An 18169-nucleotide genomic window follows, 5' to 3' on the forward strand; every position below is an offset into this window, starting at 1 on the left:
TCGAATCCTGTAATCAATATAAACCCTTAAAGAGCTTCAATAATGATTAAGAGCAAAAAGATTAAAGCATTATCCATAGCATGTGCTGTTGTTGCGGGTATGGCCGTAACTGCAACGGCAAATGCCCACCCGCGTTGGATTGTTCCTTCACACTTTACTGTTTCAAAAGAAGGTGGTGATTGGCTGACCTTTGATGTGACAGCGTCACATGGCACGTTTGTTTTCGATAAACCTGCTGGCAGTGAAACCGGTGAAATTATCATGCCCGATGGCCGTACTCAGTGGCCTTCATATGTCACTAAGGGTAAGCGCCGCTCAATTTTTGACTTCTATTTTGAAGAGGAAGGTACGCACAAGGTACGAGTGAACAATGTTCCTTCTTATTACACGCAGTACAAAGCTGGTCGTCGTGACACGGTGAAGTGGGCCAAAGCGCATAAAGCTGAACGCGATCAGGTATTGCCAAAGAAGGTTCGTGATGTTGTTACTCAACTTAGCTATACCCGTGCTGAAACATACGTCACCGTCGGTAAACCAACGACCAAAGCTTTTGAGCTGGAAGGTAAGTACCTAGAGCTAGTTCCTGTGACGCACCCATCGGATATCGTTGAAGGTGAGGACGTGACCTTCCAATTCTTCTTTAACGGTGAGCCTCAGCAGGGCGTGACAGCTGAGATCACGCGTGAAGGGACATTATATCGTAACCATCAGGAGCAAATTGATGTTGTCAGTGACGAGCAGGGCATGGTGACGTTCACACCTGATACCGCAGGTCGTTGGTTGATGAAAGCAAATTATAAGGGGGATCTGCCAAATAATCCTCTGGCTGATAGAGCGAGCGTCAATGTTCATCTGACGTTTGAAGCGGTACTTCAGTAATTATTAATAGCCTGCAGATGCAGGCTGTATATCTCCCAATATTTAAGCTGTAGAGGTTTTTATGAAAAAGCGTACAGGCCTGCTAATTCTCACTTTTTCTTCTATATTTTCGGCATCGGCAAACGCGCATTTCCCATTAATGAGCTGCTGGTTGGAATCTGGCAAGGTACTGTGTGAAGCTGGCTACAGTGACGGTAGTTCAGCGGTTGACTATAACGTAGATATGTTTGATTACGACGACAGCCTGATAGGTAAAGCAACAACGGACAAGCGTTCAATTGCCGAGTTTGATATGCCTGACACTGACTTTTATTTGGTTTTTGATGCAGGCCATGAAAGCCCGGTTGAAGTCGACGTTGTTGAGATTTCAGAAAAATGAACAGTCAGACAGTACTCCCTGATGACGGCGGTAGAGAGGGCAAATGGGTTGCCTTGTCTATTGCGGTGATATTGCTGGTGGCCACTGCCTTGATTCCCTACCACCAGACTGCCAGTCAACAAGATGAACTCGCCTTACATCAGATATCAATTCAGGATTTGCCCTCGCTAGAGTTGGCGATGATTGCAGATCTTCGTTTGGCTCATGAGGAAATTCGTAATCTTCGCCAAGACAACCTTGAGTTCAAGGGAACTGATTATTGGCCTCAGGTCAATGAGCTAGAGGAACTATGGTTAGCCCCTTTTGTCCAGGACAAGAGTTGGGAGCATAAAGGTAAACACCAATGGAAAAAGATAGCGGACGGTTTTTATCTTGGTAAGCGCCAGCTTGAAGAAGGTTCAGCCTCTGTTATTTTGCATTCTCAGTATCAACAACCTGATATCTGGCTGGACTTGAATGGTAAAGCAGGAACGTGGGTTGCTTCTACTCCGCTTTCAGTTTCTGCGTTGATTGATGCCGGTTGGATTCAAGTCGTTTTCTCTGCTCAAGAAGACGTTCATCTCCATTAATTATCTGCTTTGTCGAATTCCTCGGCAGAGCTAATGGTATTCACATGAAATTAGAATTAAAAAATCTGCTTTTAAAAAAACAGGCAAAATTAAGTCGTCTTTTCAAAATTGCTTCTGCTGCCATCTTGATGCTAAGTGCGACGGGCGCGCAGGCTAAAGATAAAATGACCATTGGCATTACGCTGCAACCTTATTACAGCTATGTGAAAGCCGTTGTTGGTGATAAAGCAGAGGTATTGCCTTTGGTTGATGCTGGGTTTAATCCGCATAACTATTTGCCACAGCCAAATGACCTACGTCGATTGGAAAAAATGGATGTGATAGTGGTTAATGGTATTGGTCATGATGATTTTGCGCTTAAAGTCATTCAGGCCGCCAACCGTGATGATCTCGTTGTAATTGAAGCGAACAAAGATGTTCCGTTGCTACCGGCAATGGGTCAGTCTGTTGGTGATGGGGCCGTGAACCCGCATACGTTTGTTGGTTTATCGACCACTGTTCAGAAGGTTTATACCATCGCCAACGAGCTGGCCAAGCTAGATCCTGATAATGCGCGTTATTACCGTAAAAATGCACGAAAATACGCCACAAATTTCCGCAAGTTGAAGCACGAGGCGATGCTGACTCTGGGCGATTTGGATACGAGTGGCATGATCGTCGCAACAACACATAATGCTTATGGCTACCTTCTTCAGGAGTTTGGCGTTGACGTTGCAGCTGTTATTGAGCCTGCGCACGGCGTCGAACCAAGTGCCAGCCAGCTTCAGGAAACGATTAAAAAGATCCGCCAATCCGGTATTGATGTGCTGTTTTATGAGCTCAATATGCCGAACCGTTATGTCGATACCATCGAGAAAGCTACGGGTGTTCAACTGTATCGTTTCTCCCATATGACGCATGGCCCTTATGAGGCTAGTAAAGTCGAAGTAGAGATGAAAGCAAACCTTGATACTTTGGTTCAATCCATGCAGTTTGCTGCGCAAAAGAAAGGTAGCTGATTGTGGGTCCGAATATTTGTTTGAAAAATGTCGGCCTGCAATATGGTGACAATACGATCTTGCATGATATCTGCCACGGATTTTCACCAGGTCAATGTCATGTCGTGATGGGGCCTAACGGTGGCGGTAAAACATCACTGTTGCGCTCAATCCTTGGGCTGACACCGTTTTCCGGCGATATACAGATCCAGTGGCCGGAAAACAAAGGCAACGTCGGCTACGTGCCGCAAAAAGCCGCTTTTGAATCTAGCCTGCCACTAACCGTGATGGACTTTATTCTGCTTAATCAGAGCCGGACTCCGTTGTTTTGGCCTAAGTGGCGAAATCGTAGCAAAGAGCAGTCCCACGCACTTGCACAACTCGAGCGTGTCGGCATGTCAGCTCGTGCGGATCGCCGTATGGGCCAACTATCTGGCGGAGAGCAGCAGCGCGTGCTGTTTGCCCAAGCATTGTTGGATAATCCTGACCTAGTGGTACTAGATGAGCCGACGACGGGGATGGATGAGCAGGGGGTACGTTACCTTGAATCGCTCATTCATGAGTTAGTCGCCGAGAATAAAACGGTGTTGGCGGTTCATCATGATGTAACGGCAGTGCGCCGCCTTGATGCCCGAGTGCATGTGGTGAATCGTCAGCTTATTGATAGCGGCTCTGTCGCAGACGTTTTGGTTCCGGAAAAAATAGAGCGTCTGTTTAATCATTACAGTGCGGCTCCTCAAACTGCTGATTTGGAGGATGCGGCATGATGGATGTTATCCGTGCCTGGGCACAGTCCGGCGTTGATGTAGGTTGGCTTAGTGAAAGTTTCTCCTACGCATTTATGATCAATGCAGTCGTTGCTGCGCTATTACTTGGTCCATTGCTGGGCGGCTTGGGTACCTTGGTGATTGCAAAACGACTGGCATTCTTTTCTGAAGCGGTAGGCCACGCGGCGTTGACGGGGATTGCACTCGGTGTATTACTGGGTGAACCGCCTGAGAACCCAATCATCGGCTTGTTTAGCTTCTGCATGATTTTTGCTCTGCTGCTTCACTTTGTCCGAAACCGTACAAACGTGCCGTACGACACTTTAGTTGGAGTATTCCTTGCCTTGGCGCTTGCGGTCGGAGCTGCATTGTTGATGTACGTTGCCCGTAAGATCAACATTCATATGCTGGAAAATGTGCTGTTTGGTTCCATCTTGACGGTAACTGACCAAGATTTGTTGATACTAGCGTTGAGTTGCTTGCTGATCATATTGGTGTTGATCCCGACCTTTAACAGGATCTTGCTGACCTGTATTAGCCCTGATATTGCACGGGTGCGTGGTTACGCGACCAATTTTTATGATTATCTGTTTGTGATGATGATTACGCTCGTAACCATCGCCTCGGTCAAAATTGTCGGGGCTGTGCTTGTTGGGGCACTATTGCTGATCCCCGGAGCGACGGCCAGGCTGTTGACGAAAAACATGGGTGACTTTGTGCTGATGTCGGCCCTCCTTGCGACTATTAGCTGCCTGATTGGAACGATTCTACCGATGGAGCTACAGTTACCAGTTCCTTCAGGTGCTGCCATCATCATTGTCTCTGCCTTGTTCTTCTTAACTGCGACTTGTTACCGCATTGTACGTAAAGGGTGATTAAACGTGTTGACTACAAAACTAAAAAATACGGCTATTCAGTTGAGTTTAGCGATAACGGTCGCAAGCTGTGCACTAAGTTCTGTGTCAGCTCAGGCGGAAGATATTCTGACAGCAACCCCTGTGACTTATATGTTGGCATCTGAGCTTACTAAAGGAACTGCTATTACGACAGGCTATTTGCCCCCGAAACGTTATGGTGTCCAGCGATTACCGAATTGGTTTAACGGCAAAGGGGCAGAGCAGGTTGCATCGGCGGGTAAAGATGCCAAGGTTGCGATCACCTTAGGTGCTATTTGGCCTCAGGACCCTGTATATATTCATGCCCGTCAGGGAAATATACAGATCGTTGAAGTTGACGCGTCACAATCCATTTCGCCAAGAGCGCAAGGTGTTGCTGCGTTACGTTTAGAAGATGGTACAACATCACCATTTGCTTGGCTTAATCCGACGAACTTAACCCGCATGGCCGCGATTGTGAGTGAAGACCTGCAGAAAGTATGGCCTGAGCAAGCAAAGGCTATTGAAGCCAACCAGCAGCAGTTGATGCTAGAGGTACGTAACCTTATCAATCAACAGCAAAAGGACTTAATGGAAGCGGATATCGATTCAGTTGTATTGTTGTCCAAAGAGCTGGAAGATTTTGCCTCGGGTAATCAACTCTTTGTAGTTGATCGATTTACAAAACCTGAACTGGAATGGACAGAGCAAGATAAGAAGGCTTTGACGACATTGCTTCAAGACGATGATTCACTATGGCTGCTTACTTCGAAGAAAGTGAGCGAGCAATTGAAGGCAATCGTACCGAAACCCGAGCGCATCCTCATTGTTGATAGCATTGATAGGTGGGGACGAGAAGGTATCCAGAAAGGCAGACCACTACAACGTTGGCAGCTGGCGTTATAAGCGAATAAGTTAACAGTAGAAGTCCGGTAGGACTCTGTTTTATCGGGCTTTGTTGTTTTTAATCACAAAACAGTACCTTGAAAATTTGTACTATCAATATATTGCTGTGTTTGTATAAAATAGCGTACAACTGACTTGGTGGGATTTAATTATCTTGGGCGGTAGCGTGCTTTTTTCTTAGCTATCTAAAGGGCTCTTAACGCCACTATGATGTAACCCTGCAACATGGGTATAGATCTGAGTTGTCTTGATATTTGAATGGCCAAGTAATTCCTGAATGCTTCTCAAGTCGGTACCGTTTTCAAGCAGCCTGGTTGCAAAGGAATGGCGAAAAGTATGGCATCCTGCCTTTTTTATAATCTTGGCTTGTTTAATTGCGAGTGATACGTTTTTTTGAACGGTTCTATCTACGATATGATGTCTCATCGTTTTACCTGAACGAGGGTCAACAGTCAGCCTGGATGCAGGAAACAGATATTGCCATCCATATCCTTTCGCCTGTGTGGGATATTTCTTTGCCAATGCATAAGGCATATACACTTCACCAAAGCCATTGTCTAAATCCCGATCATGCAGAACACTAACCATCTCTAGCTGCTTTTGTACTTGCGTGTGGAGAGAGTAGGGGAGAAGTGTTTTCCGGTCACGGTTACCTTTCCCGTTTCTGACAGTTACAGAGCTTTTATCAAGATCTATATCAGTCACTCTTAACCGACAAGCTTCATTGACTCTTAGGCCACTGCCATACATAAGTTGAGCGACAAGTTTTGAAGGCATTAGAAGGTGATTGATAATGGAAACTGCCTCTTGGTGTGTAAATACCACAGGAATTTTTGGACCTTTATGAGCCCTTTTAAACTTTAGCAGTTCAGTATTTTGCTTTAACAGTTCTCTGCACAGAAAGACTAATGCATTCAGTGCTGTTTTTTGTGTATTGGGTGCAACATTTTGCTCGTTGACTAAGTGCTCTAAAAAGCGGCTGATGTCTGCTGAAGAGATATCTTGACGTGACTGGTAGCCACAAAATCTGATGTAGCGTTTTATCCAGTGGATATAGGTTTTCTCCGTTGAATAAGAAAGACCGCGTATTCGTATAAACGAAGTTAACTCTGTTATGAATTTGCTGTTAATCTCAGTTATTGGGTGTGGTATATCTTTCATTGCCTACTGGTTTTTTATACAGGGTTTATGGTTAGGCTAGGTTACAAATTGAACCGGTACAATAATATATTTCAGTTGTTCGCTGATTTTCACTATGGCTCACATTCAGGTGAAAAGTAGTTCTATATTAATTACATAAGTGCTGGAGGCTAAGTTGTGATATACGAACTCAGTTCGTATATTTCTGTCTCAGTAATGAGAAGCAGCGCTCTAATCTGGTTGATTTATACAGTTTCTATGCACGTTAGATTGTTAGAAAAAGCAGACTGGATATACGAACGAGATATACGAATTCAGATCGTAGAATATAATGTTACACGAACTAAAGATTGCAGTTTTTTGGATCAGTTCAGCGATTGAGCAGTTAGTTTTTTAGGCGTGAAAGTAGGGTGGATTTCCTTTTTCTTTGTTGCCTTTCAATATTCGTTTCATCAGGTTCGGCAATTGACCATTATTGCCAAAAGTTCATGGATTTCAGAAACCAATTCACGCTTCAATTGTTCTTTGGTTATGCCTCATTTCAGTTTGCATTAGTGTTTTGCTCGCAGCATTTTCAATCCCAATTGTGGCAAGGGTATTTGGTTTATCAGCTCCAAACTTGCTGAAACCAAATCGTACAAATGGTGTAAGAAAAAGGGATTGTTTCGTTTCACAATTATTGCCGTTGAAATGATATTTTGCTCGCTTAATTGAGCCAGTCTAATTAAACTCAGTTTACAGTAAATCTTGGTAAATCAATTCTTTACCAAGTTAATAGAAGCGTTGACAAAGATCGTGTAACAAATGCATCAACACGATTTGCTACATTCGGCATTGTAGGTTTGTCTTTAGTTTCAGTGATTAAGGCAGTAAAATTCAGGTAAGTCTGTATCGTAGCAAACGTGTTATGCAGGCGTTATAAATTTAGGAAAGTTATGCAAATACATGTTGATTGGAATGGTAGCTATACGCTAGAAGATGTTAAGAAGTTGACAGATGGAGATGATTACGGGCTTTACCAAATATATGGTGCTCATCCAGTTTATGGTACGGATGTTTTACTTTATATTGGCAAAGCCAGTTCTCAGACTTTAGGTGTGAGAATATCCCAACATGAAAAGTGGCTCTACAATCAAGACTCAGAAAATATTCGAGTATATACAGGTCATCTTGGTGGGAATGTAGATATTTCAAATGAGGAATGGGCAAACCAAATAGATATAGCAGAGAAATTGCTCATATTTACACACAAGCCAGCATATAACTCATCAAATATAAACTCAATTCCAGATATTCCAGTTGAGACCCATGTCTTTAACTGGTGTGATTATCGTAGTTTAATGCCTGAAGTTTCTGCATTTAGATATTTGGCTACTGATGATGAACATTTCTCTACTTACAGAAATTTCAGTACAGACCATTAAATTTATAACAAAGCAATCAAGGTGATGCGTTACACTCGGCGGTTTTGGTATGAAGTTCGGTGCGCTTTGCTAGTTCAGCGGGGCACACCTTATTGCAGGCGTTAGGCATGGGAAAAGCCTGCTTTTGGATCTGGTCGTAACCGCGTCTCCCAAGAACGGGAAATCTTAGGCCATTCGTTCATCGTAGGGCTGTCCTTAATGTTCGGAGAAATGTAGGTTGTTCCTTCTTTGCTGCCTCAAACGTTGGCAATAAGCATTCCTAGCTTCCTCGATACATCGCTGTGAAAGGTTTGTCGTTAACTTTACCCATTAGCCTGGTGATGCAGCCTTAATTAACTCTCATAAGGCTGTCATGCAAATGTAGTTGGCTTTAAGGTGCTGATAGTATTGATCTTACTTGATATTCAGAGGATGCTGTATCCATGGTTGGCGCTGGAGTACGCTGAGGGTTCGGCGGCCAAGTAGGAATTTCACATGTGGAAATGCCTAACAAAGCAATCAAGGTGACCCGTTACACTCGGCGGTTTTGGTATGAAGTGCGGTGTGTTTTGTTAGTTCAGTGTTGGGCACCTTATTGCAGGCGTTATGGCTCTTTCTTGCCTGTAGTCATCATGGTTTAAGCCATCGAAAGTGGATGTTGCATCAATATCTTGTCAGTGCAATGCAGTGAGAATCGTTAAGTGATTATTGCGGTTTGCAGCCTGGCGCAAACAAAGTTCATGGCCAATTTTGTAGCGAAATCCCCTAAGTTCTCTAGCCGCAATTGGTCATCACGCGACGATGGCTTTTACGCCGGTTGCGGTTATCTGCTTGGTGGTTACAAGTTTCTCTCTCCTCAGTGGCTTTGGGTTGCCAAAGTCCGAGTGCCGCAACAAAGAATTGGCATTTGGATGGTGGTTGGTTTCGTTTCTACAAAGTCGCTTTCAGATTCATTGCCAATGAGGTTTCATTTTTGTTGCCATTTCCTTGCATGATGAAGAGCAAGGCATCAGAATGCTGAGAGTTAAGCGAAAAATGCAAATAAAACAGTAGCTTTGAGCCATAACAAAACAATCAAGGTGATGCATTTTACTCGGCATTTTTGGTATGAAGTTCGGTGTGCTTGGTAAGTTCAGAGTTGGCACACCTTATTGTGGGCGTTATGTGCTAAGGGGAAAGGGGTGTTCAAAACACATCGAGGTTCATGTCATTGTGGTTTTATTCAGTTTGAAATTGATGCTGATATTGACCATATTCGAGAATGTAATTGCTCCATTTGTTATAAGCGAGGAGCGCTCAATTTTTGTGTTGAAAAAGGAAACTTTCGTTTAATTACCCCGATATCTAAGCTTAAACTCTATCAATGGTATACGAAAACAGCAGAGGACTACTTTTGCCCACATTGCGGAATATTGCCTTTTCGTAAACCAAGTTCTTTAACTAAAGCTGAGATAGCCGAGGGTAAAAAGTCGTTTTCAGGTTGGGCTGTAAATGTTCGTTGTTTGGAGGGGCTCAATATCGACGAGTTACCTTTGGTAAAGATAAACGGAGCACATCTTTAGCCACGCACATAACAAAAGTATCAAGGTGACGCATTACACTCGGCATTTTTGGTATGGAGTTCAGTGGGTTTGGAGAGTTCTTCGTGGCGCACCTTATCCTAGGCGTTATGCTCCTTTTGGAAATAAGGAAGTTAAGATGAAAAAATTAGTACCAGCTCTATTGATGTTTCTTCTTACGGCACCAGTGCATAGTAAGGAGTTACCAGACATAATAAGTAATGGGTTTAAGTTTTTAAAGAAAAATGATGTGGTGAAGGCTGTTGATACTTGGCTAGCAAATAGCACTATTTACGGGGCAAAGGCTGTTAGTGCACAAGTAACTGGTTTTGATAAGTTGAAAATATATTGCGGTAAATATGTTGAACATGAGCTTTACAAGCACAATAACCTTGGCTCTCGTTCTGATATATACCTTGTTACTTTACATTTTGACGAATGTGAAGTTTTCTCAGAATTTATTACGTATAAAAAGCCTAGTGGAGACATGACAATTCAAAGGTTTATGTTTCAAACAGAACCTGCAAAAGTTTGGCCATCAAATGTTCTCTATGGTGAGTAAGCAGAGCATAACAAAACAATCAAGGTGATGCATTACACTCGGCATTTTTGGTATGAAGCTCGGTGTGCTTGGTAAGTTCAGTGTTGGCACACCTTATTGTAGGCGTTATACCTTTATCGGAAGGAGTTTGAGTTTGGTGGAATTTCTAAATTTGATTGAGGGGAATGCAATCTTAATGGGGTTGAGTGCATTCTTGGGAGGAATTTGGGCTAAAAGGATTCAAACAAAAGAGAGTATTAACCTTAAAGCTGATATTGACCAAAAGGTAGTAGAATTAGCATCAAAAAACGAACCTAAGGTTCATGTTAATCGGGTACAAGCAGAGTTTGAATATACTCGTTATCAAGAAATATGGTGGCAAGCTAGTGAGTTATCTACAATCGCTTCTTCTATTGATAAAAGGTTATCAAACACTGATAAGCTAAAAGAAAGCGTCAAATTTTATCACGAAACTCGTACTGCATTAGGAGCTCTAGTGAATAGTGGCTACCCATTCATTGATAATGATGTGTATGAAAAAGCGCATAAATGCCAATCAATATCATGTGAATTAATAAGTTTGCTGCATGTAGAAGAAGAACTAATAAATCAAGATGGTCGGTCAAAAATTAACAGAAAAGAGATTCATCAAATAAGCTTAGCGTATCATAATTCTGTCAAGGAATTAGCCTTGGCGATCCGTAATAGAACCCAACAAATGACAGTTCTGGAAACAAAGGTATAACAATGCAATCAAGGTGATGCATTACACTCGGCAGTTTTGGTTTGAAGTGTAATTGGTTTGGAAAATTCAGCGTACGCACACCTTATTGCGGGCGTTAAGTGCTAAATCGAGCGTATATCACTGTTTGTAGTGAACCTCTTATTCATAATACAAATATTGTTCATACATTTCGTATGATCATGCTGTGTGAGCCATCAGCATATTATGGCTAATGATCGGAGTATAACTATGTCATCTACAGGTGAGAAACCAGGCAAAGGTACGTATTACTGCAAGAAATGCGGTCAACAGGTAGTTCTTGATGATTATGATGATACATTGCCACCATGTCCTAAATGTTCCCATACTGAATATGGTAAATAGGTACTGCTATGACTAAATCAACGCATGTTGTACCAAATCCAGTTGGTGGCTGGGACATCAAGCAAAGTGGTGGCCAACGTTCATCAGGACATTTTGATACAAAACAAGAAGCTATCGATCGTGCTCGTAACATAAGCCAGAATCAGCAGACTGAATTAGTTATTCATAATAAAGATGGAAAGATATCTGGCAAAGATAGTCATGGTAACGATCCATACCCACCGAGAGGATAATTGCACTTAACAAGGCAATCAAGGTGATGCTTTACACTCGGCATTTTTGGTATGAAATTCGGTGTGCTTTGCTGGTTCAGTGGGGCACACCTTATTGCTGGCGTTATGACTCTACTTGCCTATAGTCATCATGGTTTAAACCATCGAAAGTGGCCAGTGCATCAATATCTTGTCAGTGCAATGCCGTGAGAATCGTTCAGTGATTATTGCGGTTTGCTGCTTGGTGCAATCAAAGTTCATTGCTCATTTGGCATTGGTTATCCCAAGTTATCTGGCCGCAATTTGTCATCACGCGATGATGATTTTTACGCAGGTTGCGGTTATTCGTTTAGTGGTCACAAGGTTCTTATTCCTCAGTGGCTTTGGGTTGCCAAAGTCCGAGTGCCGCAACAAATAATTGGCATTTGGTTAGTGGTTGTTTTCTCGTTTACTAAGTCGCTTTCAGATTTATTGCCAATGAAATTTCGTTTTTGTTGCCGCCACCTTGCATGATGAAGAGCAAGGCATCAGAATGCTGAGAGTCAAGTGAAAAACGCAAGTAAAACAGTGGCTTTGAGTCATAACAAAACAATCAAGGTGATGCATTACACTCGGCAGTTTTGGTTTGGAGTTCCGGTGTGCTTGGTAAGTTCAGAGTTGGCACACCTTATTGTAGGCGTTATGGCATTAGTTCGCACAGGCAACGTGGTGGTTGCTTTCCGTTTTCTGGGTCTAGCTTAGCTGCTATCAAGTCGTCTTTCTCAGGCGATATACCTGAACGCTTCTCGGTATAACGAACTGTGAGTTTGGCGGGTTTTGTTCGCAGCACACTTGATTTTATAGCAGTATCCGTTGCTGGAAATACCAGAGGCATCACCAAAAAGAAAACTATCAAAATTGAGCTTCGGATTATCGAGCTTAAATTATTAGTAAATTTTCCGGAAGGTTCCGATTATAACCGGATGGTAAAGAGCAATTCTCTGTCCACTGGCCATTGATTTTGTTAATTAGTTCATGAAGTTATGCATTCCTTACTGTTCAAGTATTGATGGTAGAGTAGACTGTTCGGTGTTGGAGAAGATCATTCTGTAGCGGTAGCGTGTCTGTTAAGTTCATGTATTCCCTTGAGTTTGCCATAACAAGGCCATCAAGTGTGACGCTTTACACTCGGCAGTTTTGGTTTGAAGTTCAGTTGGCTTGGTGAGTTCGGTGGGGCGCACCTTATGGCTGGCGTTATATTGTTTAAAGTTGGTTTGGTATGAAATTCAAAGAAATCAAAGCATTATATAAATATCGTCCATTTAACGAGTTTACCCTTGATATAATCGTTAATAATGAAATTTATTTTCCTAAACCAGAAGTTTTCAATGATCCTTACGATTGCAATATAAAGATGATAAATTCAATTAGTAATAAGGATTATGAAAAGATTTTAAAATGGCAAGGTAATAAGCTTGGTAAATCAAAGGCTGAAATCGAATCTCAAATTTCACTTTTTAAGTCGCAAAAAGTCATACCAAGCGATTATATAGATAAAATTAATGCTGGAATTGATGCAATACAATTAGAAAATAAAAATGTTGGCGTTTTGTCATTAAGTTCTGACTGTAGAAATATTTTAATGTGGGCTCACTATGCTGATGATCATAAAGGCATGTGTATAGAGTTTGAGCGAGATGACAATAATATACTTGGTGATATTGGTCAAACAAAGCCTATTAATTACACAAGATCATATCCAAGCATCTCACCATTGGATTTTACGAGAGAGTTAAATGGCTCAATTGTTCAAAAAATGCTTTGGAGCAAGTCTAAAGATTGGGCTTATGAAAAGGAGTGGAGAGTAATATCAGAAAAAGGAAATTTATCTTTACCTGTGCCTGGAAAAATCTCGGCCATAATTTTTGGTATTCGTGCATCAAAACGTAGTATTGATATTGTTAGAAAGATCACTGATGGAACTGGCATAAAGCTAAAACAAGCAGAGAAACTAGCAAGCGACTTTGGTGTGAAAGTAGTAAAAACAATATAACAAAGCCATCAAGGTGATGCGTTACACTCGGCGGTTTTGGTATGGAGTTCGGTGCGCTTTGATAGTTCAGTGTGGCACACCTTATGGCAGGCGTTATGGCATAAAAAGCACAGGCAACGTGGTGTTTGCTTCAATGTCTGCGGGTCAAGCTTAGCGGCTATTTAGCCGAACTTCTCGGGCGATATACCTGAACGCTTTCAGTGTATAACGAACTGTGAATTTAGCGGGCTTTGTCCGCAGTACGCTTGGTTTGCCTGTTGTGTTTGTTGTCAGAAACCCCATAAACATCATCGAAAGAAAATTATCAAAATTGGGCTTCAGATTATCAAGTTTCAGTTCTTACAAATTTTTCCCGAAGCTTCTGGTTTATATCTGTTGGTAAAGAGCAATTCTTTCTCCAGTTGCTACTGATTTTTCGAGTTGGTTCAGGAAGTTATGTATTAGTTTCTGTTCGGGTTTTATCGGTAGGGTAAACTGTTTCGCGTTCGAGCAGATTTTTCTGTAGCGGTAGCGTGCTTGGTAAGTGATTCAAATCCTTTGAGTTTGCCATAACAAAGGCATCAAGGTGACACGTTACACTCGGCAGTTTTGGTATGGAGTTTTGTGCGCTTGGTAGGCTTGGTGTTGGTGCACCTTATGCCCGGCGTTATATTTTTAATTGGAATTTGGGACGAATAATGAAAATAAGTACAATAGAAATCCAAAGCTGGCGTTCAATTAAGAGCTTAAAAGTGTCGTTTCAAGAGTTGATGATACTTATTGGTCAAAACAATCATGGTAAGTCAAATGTACTAAATGCAATTTTATTCTTTTTTGGTGAGATAAAACCCCAAGCCCTAGATTTTAATGAGGATCAGGATGAACTTTTTGTTGAGATAACATTTGACGAGTTAGGTGAGCATGAAAAGTTAACATTCTCCAAATATGTTACTGTTGATAATCAAATTAGGGTTAGAAAAACAGCTACCAAATCAGGTTCAATGGTTTATCAAGGATATACTCAAACGCCAATTGAAGATTGCTTAAAAGAATCTAACGCTTCCTCTTATACAAACAGAAGCATTGCAGAAGCAACTCCCTTTTCATACCTATTACCGGAATCAGGGCGTATAACACAAGCAATTATTAAACAAGCGCAATCTAAATATATAGAGCAAAACTTAGGCATCATTGATTTTAGCTACGAATTAGAAAGTACAAATTTCCTTGGGGCTAAAAATGTAGCAAAAGGGATTTTTGGTGATGTTTTTCATATACCAGCAATTAAGGTAGCTTCTGACGACTATTCCAATAAAGAAACTAGTCTATTTGGTAAGTTATACGGGCGAATAATTTCTGAACTATCCGAAAGTAATGTTGAATGGGAAGAAGCAAAAAATAGAATGTCTGCATTGTTCAAATTACTGAACAAAGAGGATGACGATGGCAACCTTAATCCTTCTCGACCTGAACAACTTAATAATTTTGAAAATAGTTTAAATGGTCACCTTTCAGATTGGGGAGCGGATATTGAGCTTGAGGTGATTGCTCCAAATGTTGATGAGGTATTTCGTTCAAATACTCAAGTTTGGATCAATGATGGTTTCAAAACGGATATCTCACGTAAAGGTAATGGATTACAAAGAGCGTTGAGTTTTGCTCTGATTAAAACGCTCGCTGATAAACTTCGTGAGCAGCAAAGTTCTCATGAGGAAACAGCTCGTTCTTCATCTCGTTCGATGTTTTTTCTTTTGGAGGAGCCGGAACTATATTTACATCCACAAGCTCAGAGAGCTTTATTGGAGTCGTTGGTTGCTCTATCCGAAGCCGGTGCACAAGTTATACTTTGTACTCACTCAAGCTCATTAATCGACCTCAGCAAATATAAATCAATTTGTATTGTACGAAAAGAATCAACCCAGCAAGGAACAAAGGCATGTCAGTGTACTGACGAGCTCTTTGTGGGTGATGGCAAGAAAGATTTCAACTTGAGTTACTGGATTAATCCAGACCGCAGTGAATTGTTTTTCGCTAAAAAGGTAGTGTTAGTAGAGGGAGCAACTGAAAAAACAGTTATTCCATTTCTTGCTCAGTCTTTAAGTGTGTTCAAACATGACTATTCAGTGATTGATTGTGGCTCAAAAAACAATATTCCAATGTATTGTAACTTACTGAATAAGTTTGGTATTCCATATGTGGCAGTTTATGACATTGATCATCAAGCGCATAAAAACGATCAAGCGAGACAAGTTGCAGATGCAAGGTCGCAAGCAATTGAAGATGCAATTGTTCGCACTCTTGGGTCATCAGTTACATTAGTTAGCGATATTGAAGAAGAATTAGGCATGCCTAGAGGCGTTGGAGGTAAACCTTATGCAGCTCTAGAGCATGTATCACAAGCTGGCTTTGCTATGCCTGAGTCAGTTAAGGAAAAGATCCTCAGCATCTACGAATAAAAATATAACAAAGCAATCAAGGTGATGCGTTACACTCGGCGGTTTTGGTATAGAGTTCAGTGCGCTTTGCTGGTTCAGTGGGGCACACCTTATTGCAGGCGTTATGTGCAATACCAGAAGTATCTTCATGCGTAAGATATATCAATATTAAAACCGGACAATAAATTATCAATCTACATGCATAAAATATGGAGTGTCGTATGCGTAAGCTGAAAATTGAAATATTCGAGTCAGGTAATCCTGAAAGTACAATCCAAATACCTGTAGCATTAGCGAAGATACTTATTAAGTTTTTACCAAAGAAACTGAGTTCACGTTTACAAGAAAACCACGACCAACTTGATGCTTTGTTTTCCGCGATAGATGTCGCTGATACTGACGGGTTTCTGATGGAAATTGATGATCATAAATCGAATGAAAAGGTCATATTTTCAATTGTTTAGTTGATGTATTAACTATGCACATAACAAGACCATCAAGTGTGACGCGTTACACTCGGCAGTTTTGGTTTGGAGTTCAGTTGGCTTGGTGAGTTCGGTGGGGCGCACCTTATGGCTGGCGTTAGGCTCTGTTTATATGATAGCTAGTCTATAGTCTTTTATTATAAATCATGTCACTTGAATGAGGTTATTTAGGGCTCTATGAGCTTTGTGAAAATCAACTTCATAGATGCATTTTTGCAAAGCAATAAACTCAGGTTAATAATTTGAAAAGGCACTTCTTAATGAAGGGTGATAAGTTGTTTGAAAAAATAAATTCAAGTGCTTTGGTTGGCGCTTTAATTCTATTTTCAGGAATGGCTTTTAATAGTCTCAGATATCATGAAGGAACGGATTTTTTTCTGTTTTCACTTATACTGGCATTGGTGTTAATGTTTGTTGTTAAAGATATGACAAACAAGAGTGGCACACGAACATTTAGAGAAATTCTTATAATGTGTCTAGGAAGTATTATTATTGGAGTTGCTTTTGAAATGGTTGAGATAGTAGGTATATGTTCACTTATTCTAGTTATGTTATTTCCATTTCATAAGAAATGAAATTTATAAGTTTCATATATGTTATCGTTTGAGACTCAAAGCCATTAGGATATTATTGAGTTTAAGTTGGTCATGCACTTCGTTAGCCTAACAAAGCAATCAAGGTGACCCGTTTGACTCGGCGGTTTTGGTATGGAGTCAAGTGCACTTTGTTAGTTTAGTGTGGGGCACCTTATTGCAGGCGTTATGTACTTTGAGGAAATGATAAATTGGTAGTACTTGAAAAATTTGCTCCGGGCTTTGAAGACCTGAAGCCTCGCGACTTGAAAGCTAGCGGTGACTTTGCTTTTCTATGGACACTTTTTGAAGCTCAAGTATTAGATACAAACGCTTCGGCTCGAAAGATCAAAACTAAATCAGTAGAATGGTTAGCAGAGGGTTTGCTCAACGATCACTTTTGGGTAAATCATCTAAACTACTTCAAAGATCGTTACATCGAGAATGGGGTTACAAATTATAGATTTGATGCGCTCAATTTAAGAGCTGGTGATGATCCTGAACTAATCCGACAAGTTCTTTTGGGTAACAACCAAAATTTAGATGACTCTTTAGCTGCTTGTTTAATAATCGTGCTGCGCTTTCGGAATAACTTCTTCCATGGTCTCAAGTGGGCGTATGGCATGAAAGAACAACATCAGAACTTTGAAACATCCATCGGCTTAATGTCGCTGTGTTTAGATAGGTTTGTGCAGCCAAATTAGAACGTACATAACAAAGCAATCAAGGTGATGCGTTACACTCGGCAGTTTTGGTATTAAGTTCGGTGCGCTTTGTTGGTTCAAAGGGGCACACCTTATTGCAGGCGTTAGCAGGCTAATGGAATATGGAACAACAACTAATTAAATTAATAAAAGCTGTTCCAGAATTGATGGATACAGCGAAAGAGTGCAACAAGATCAATCTTCCAAATTACTATGTAGCTGGCGGTGCTATTACACAACTAATCTGGAACGATTTGCTTGGCCGTAAACCGCTCGATCAGGTTAAAGACTTTGATATTGTTTACTTTGATACTACTTCTTGTAAGTCAGAGCAATGGTATGAAAGTAACATTGCCTCTAGACTGAAGCATGACATTGCTATCGATGTTAAAAATCAAGCGAGAGTGCATGAATGGTATCCACGGAAGTTTGGTCAAGTGATTACACCGTATGACAGAGTAGAGCAGGGGATTACCTCTTGGCTTTCTGCCTTTGCTATTGGTTTTAGGCTTAACACACTTGGAGAGCCTGAAATCTATTCAACGAATGGTTTAGCGGATGCCTTCAAAATGAAGGTAAAGCCAAACAAAATAGCAATGACTGAGGCAAGTTACTTGAAAATGACTCAAAGCTTCAAGGAACGCTGG

At 41.2% G+C, this 18169-nt stretch carries 20 protein-coding genes; 19 read left to right on the forward strand and 1 reads right to left on the reverse strand.

Annotated elements, in window-relative coordinates:
- Positions 1 to 42: 42 nt before the first annotated feature.
- From MD588_RS23385 to MD588_RS23415, 7 genes are all read left to right on the forward strand, one after another.
- Positions 43 to 879 carry a DUF4198 domain-containing protein gene (locus tag MD588_RS23385; protein WP_265700242.1) on the forward strand — a complete coding sequence of 279 codons (837 nt, stop codon included), beginning with the start codon at positions 43 to 45 and terminating at the stop codon, positions 877 to 879.
- A 61-nt stretch (positions 880 to 940) separates the two neighbouring features.
- Positions 941 to 1258, forward strand: a complete 318-nt coding sequence (locus tag MD588_RS23390) for a hypothetical protein (RefSeq protein WP_265700243.1) — start codon at positions 941 to 943, stop codon at positions 1256 to 1258.
- A complete protein-coding gene (locus MD588_RS23395) occupies positions 1255 to 1827 on the forward strand; it encodes a DUF6162 family protein (protein ID WP_265700244.1) in 573 nt (190 codons plus the stop codon). The genes MD588_RS23390 and MD588_RS23395 overlap by 4 nt, the downstream gene beginning before the upstream one ends.
- A 128-nt stretch (positions 1828 to 1955) precedes the next feature.
- The gene (locus MD588_RS23400) at positions 1956 to 2825 is read left to right on the forward strand and encodes a metal ABC transporter solute-binding protein, Zn/Mn family (protein WP_407676609.1); all 870 of its coding nucleotides are present in this window, start codon (positions 1956 to 1958) and stop codon (positions 2823 to 2825) included.
- On the forward strand, positions 2825 to 3571 hold the full coding sequence (locus tag MD588_RS23405) for a metal ABC transporter ATP-binding protein (RefSeq protein WP_265700266.1): 747 nt from the start codon (positions 2825 to 2827) through the stop codon (positions 3569 to 3571). Before MD588_RS23400 ends, MD588_RS23405 begins: the two co-directional genes overlap by 1 nt.
- Positions 3571 to 4446, forward strand: a complete 876-nt coding sequence (locus tag MD588_RS23410; protein ID WP_265700267.1) for a metal ABC transporter permease — start codon at positions 3571 to 3573, stop codon at positions 4444 to 4446. Before MD588_RS23405 ends, MD588_RS23410 begins: the two co-directional genes overlap by 1 nt.
- Positions 4447 to 4452: 6 nt before the next feature.
- Positions 4453 to 5352, forward strand: a complete 900-nt coding sequence (locus tag MD588_RS23415) for a metal ABC transporter solute-binding protein, Zn/Mn family (protein ID WP_407676607.1) — start codon at positions 4453 to 4455, stop codon at positions 5350 to 5352.
- A gap of 177 nt (positions 5353 to 5529) precedes the next feature.
- Here MD588_RS23415 and MD588_RS23420 read toward each other — a convergent pair whose 3' ends face one another.
- Positions 5530 to 6513, reverse strand: a complete 984-nt coding sequence (locus tag MD588_RS23420; RefSeq protein ID WP_265700247.1) for an integron integrase — start codon at positions 6511 to 6513, stop codon at positions 5530 to 5532.
- A 914-nt stretch (positions 6514 to 7427) separates the two neighbouring features.
- On the opposite strand from MD588_RS23420, the gene MD588_RS23425 reads away from it, so the two are divergent.
- The 12 genes from MD588_RS23425 to MD588_RS23475 all read left to right on the forward strand — a co-directional run.
- Positions 7428 to 7916 (forward strand): GIY-YIG nuclease family protein, encoded by a 489-nt coding sequence (locus tag MD588_RS23425; RefSeq protein ID WP_265700249.1) that lies wholly within the window; start codon positions 7428 to 7430, stop codon positions 7914 to 7916.
- Between the two features lie 1160 nt (positions 7917 to 9076).
- Positions 9077 to 9457, forward strand: coding sequence for a GFA family protein (locus MD588_RS23430; RefSeq protein ID WP_265700250.1), 381 nt, complete (start codon positions 9077 to 9079; stop codon positions 9455 to 9457).
- Between the two features lie 136 nt (positions 9458 to 9593).
- Entirely contained in the window at positions 9594 to 10016 is a 423-nt protein-coding gene (locus MD588_RS23435) for a hypothetical protein (protein ID WP_265700252.1), read from the forward strand.
- A gap of 136 nt (positions 10017 to 10152) precedes the next feature.
- On the forward strand, positions 10153 to 10740 hold the full coding sequence (locus MD588_RS23440) for a hypothetical protein (RefSeq protein WP_265700253.1): 588 nt from the start codon (positions 10153 to 10155) through the stop codon (positions 10738 to 10740).
- A 204-nt stretch (positions 10741 to 10944) separates the two neighbouring features.
- On the forward strand, positions 10945 to 11103 hold the full coding sequence (locus MD588_RS26175) for a zinc ribbon-containing protein (protein ID WP_407676610.1): 159 nt from the start codon (positions 10945 to 10947) through the stop codon (positions 11101 to 11103).
- 8 nt (positions 11104 to 11111) lie between these two features.
- A complete protein-coding gene (locus MD588_RS23445) occupies positions 11112 to 11336 on the forward strand; it encodes a DUF2188 domain-containing protein (protein WP_265700254.1) in 225 nt (74 codons plus the stop codon).
- Positions 11337 to 12573: 1237 nt separating this feature from the next.
- The gene (locus MD588_RS23450) at positions 12574 to 13347 is read left to right on the forward strand and encodes a DUF2971 domain-containing protein (protein WP_265700256.1); all 774 of its coding nucleotides are present in this window, start codon (positions 12574 to 12576) and stop codon (positions 13345 to 13347) included.
- Between the two features lie 593 nt (positions 13348 to 13940).
- Positions 13941 to 15782, forward strand: a complete 1842-nt coding sequence (locus MD588_RS23455; RefSeq protein WP_265700257.1) for an ATP-dependent nuclease — start codon at positions 13941 to 13943, stop codon at positions 15780 to 15782.
- A gap of 200 nt (positions 15783 to 15982) precedes the next feature.
- Entirely contained in the window at positions 15983 to 16225 is a 243-nt protein-coding gene (locus MD588_RS23460) for a hypothetical protein (protein WP_265700258.1), read from the forward strand.
- A gap of 281 nt (positions 16226 to 16506) precedes the next feature.
- Entirely contained in the window at positions 16507 to 16821 is a 315-nt protein-coding gene (locus MD588_RS23465) for a hypothetical protein (RefSeq protein ID WP_265700259.1), read from the forward strand.
- A gap of 209 nt (positions 16822 to 17030) precedes the next feature.
- On the forward strand, positions 17031 to 17522 hold the full coding sequence (locus MD588_RS23470; protein ID WP_265700260.1) for a hypothetical protein: 492 nt from the start codon (positions 17031 to 17033) through the stop codon (positions 17520 to 17522).
- A 122-nt stretch (positions 17523 to 17644) separates the two neighbouring features.
- A partial coding sequence (locus tag MD588_RS23475; protein ID WP_265700261.1) for a nucleotidyltransferase family protein occupies positions 17645 to 18169 on the forward strand: 525 nt, incomplete at its 3' end.

The sequence above is a fragment of the Photobacterium obscurum genome (genome assembly GCF_026191635.1).
Lineage (GTDB): Bacteria > Pseudomonadota > Gammaproteobacteria > Enterobacterales > Vibrionaceae > Photobacterium > Photobacterium obscurum.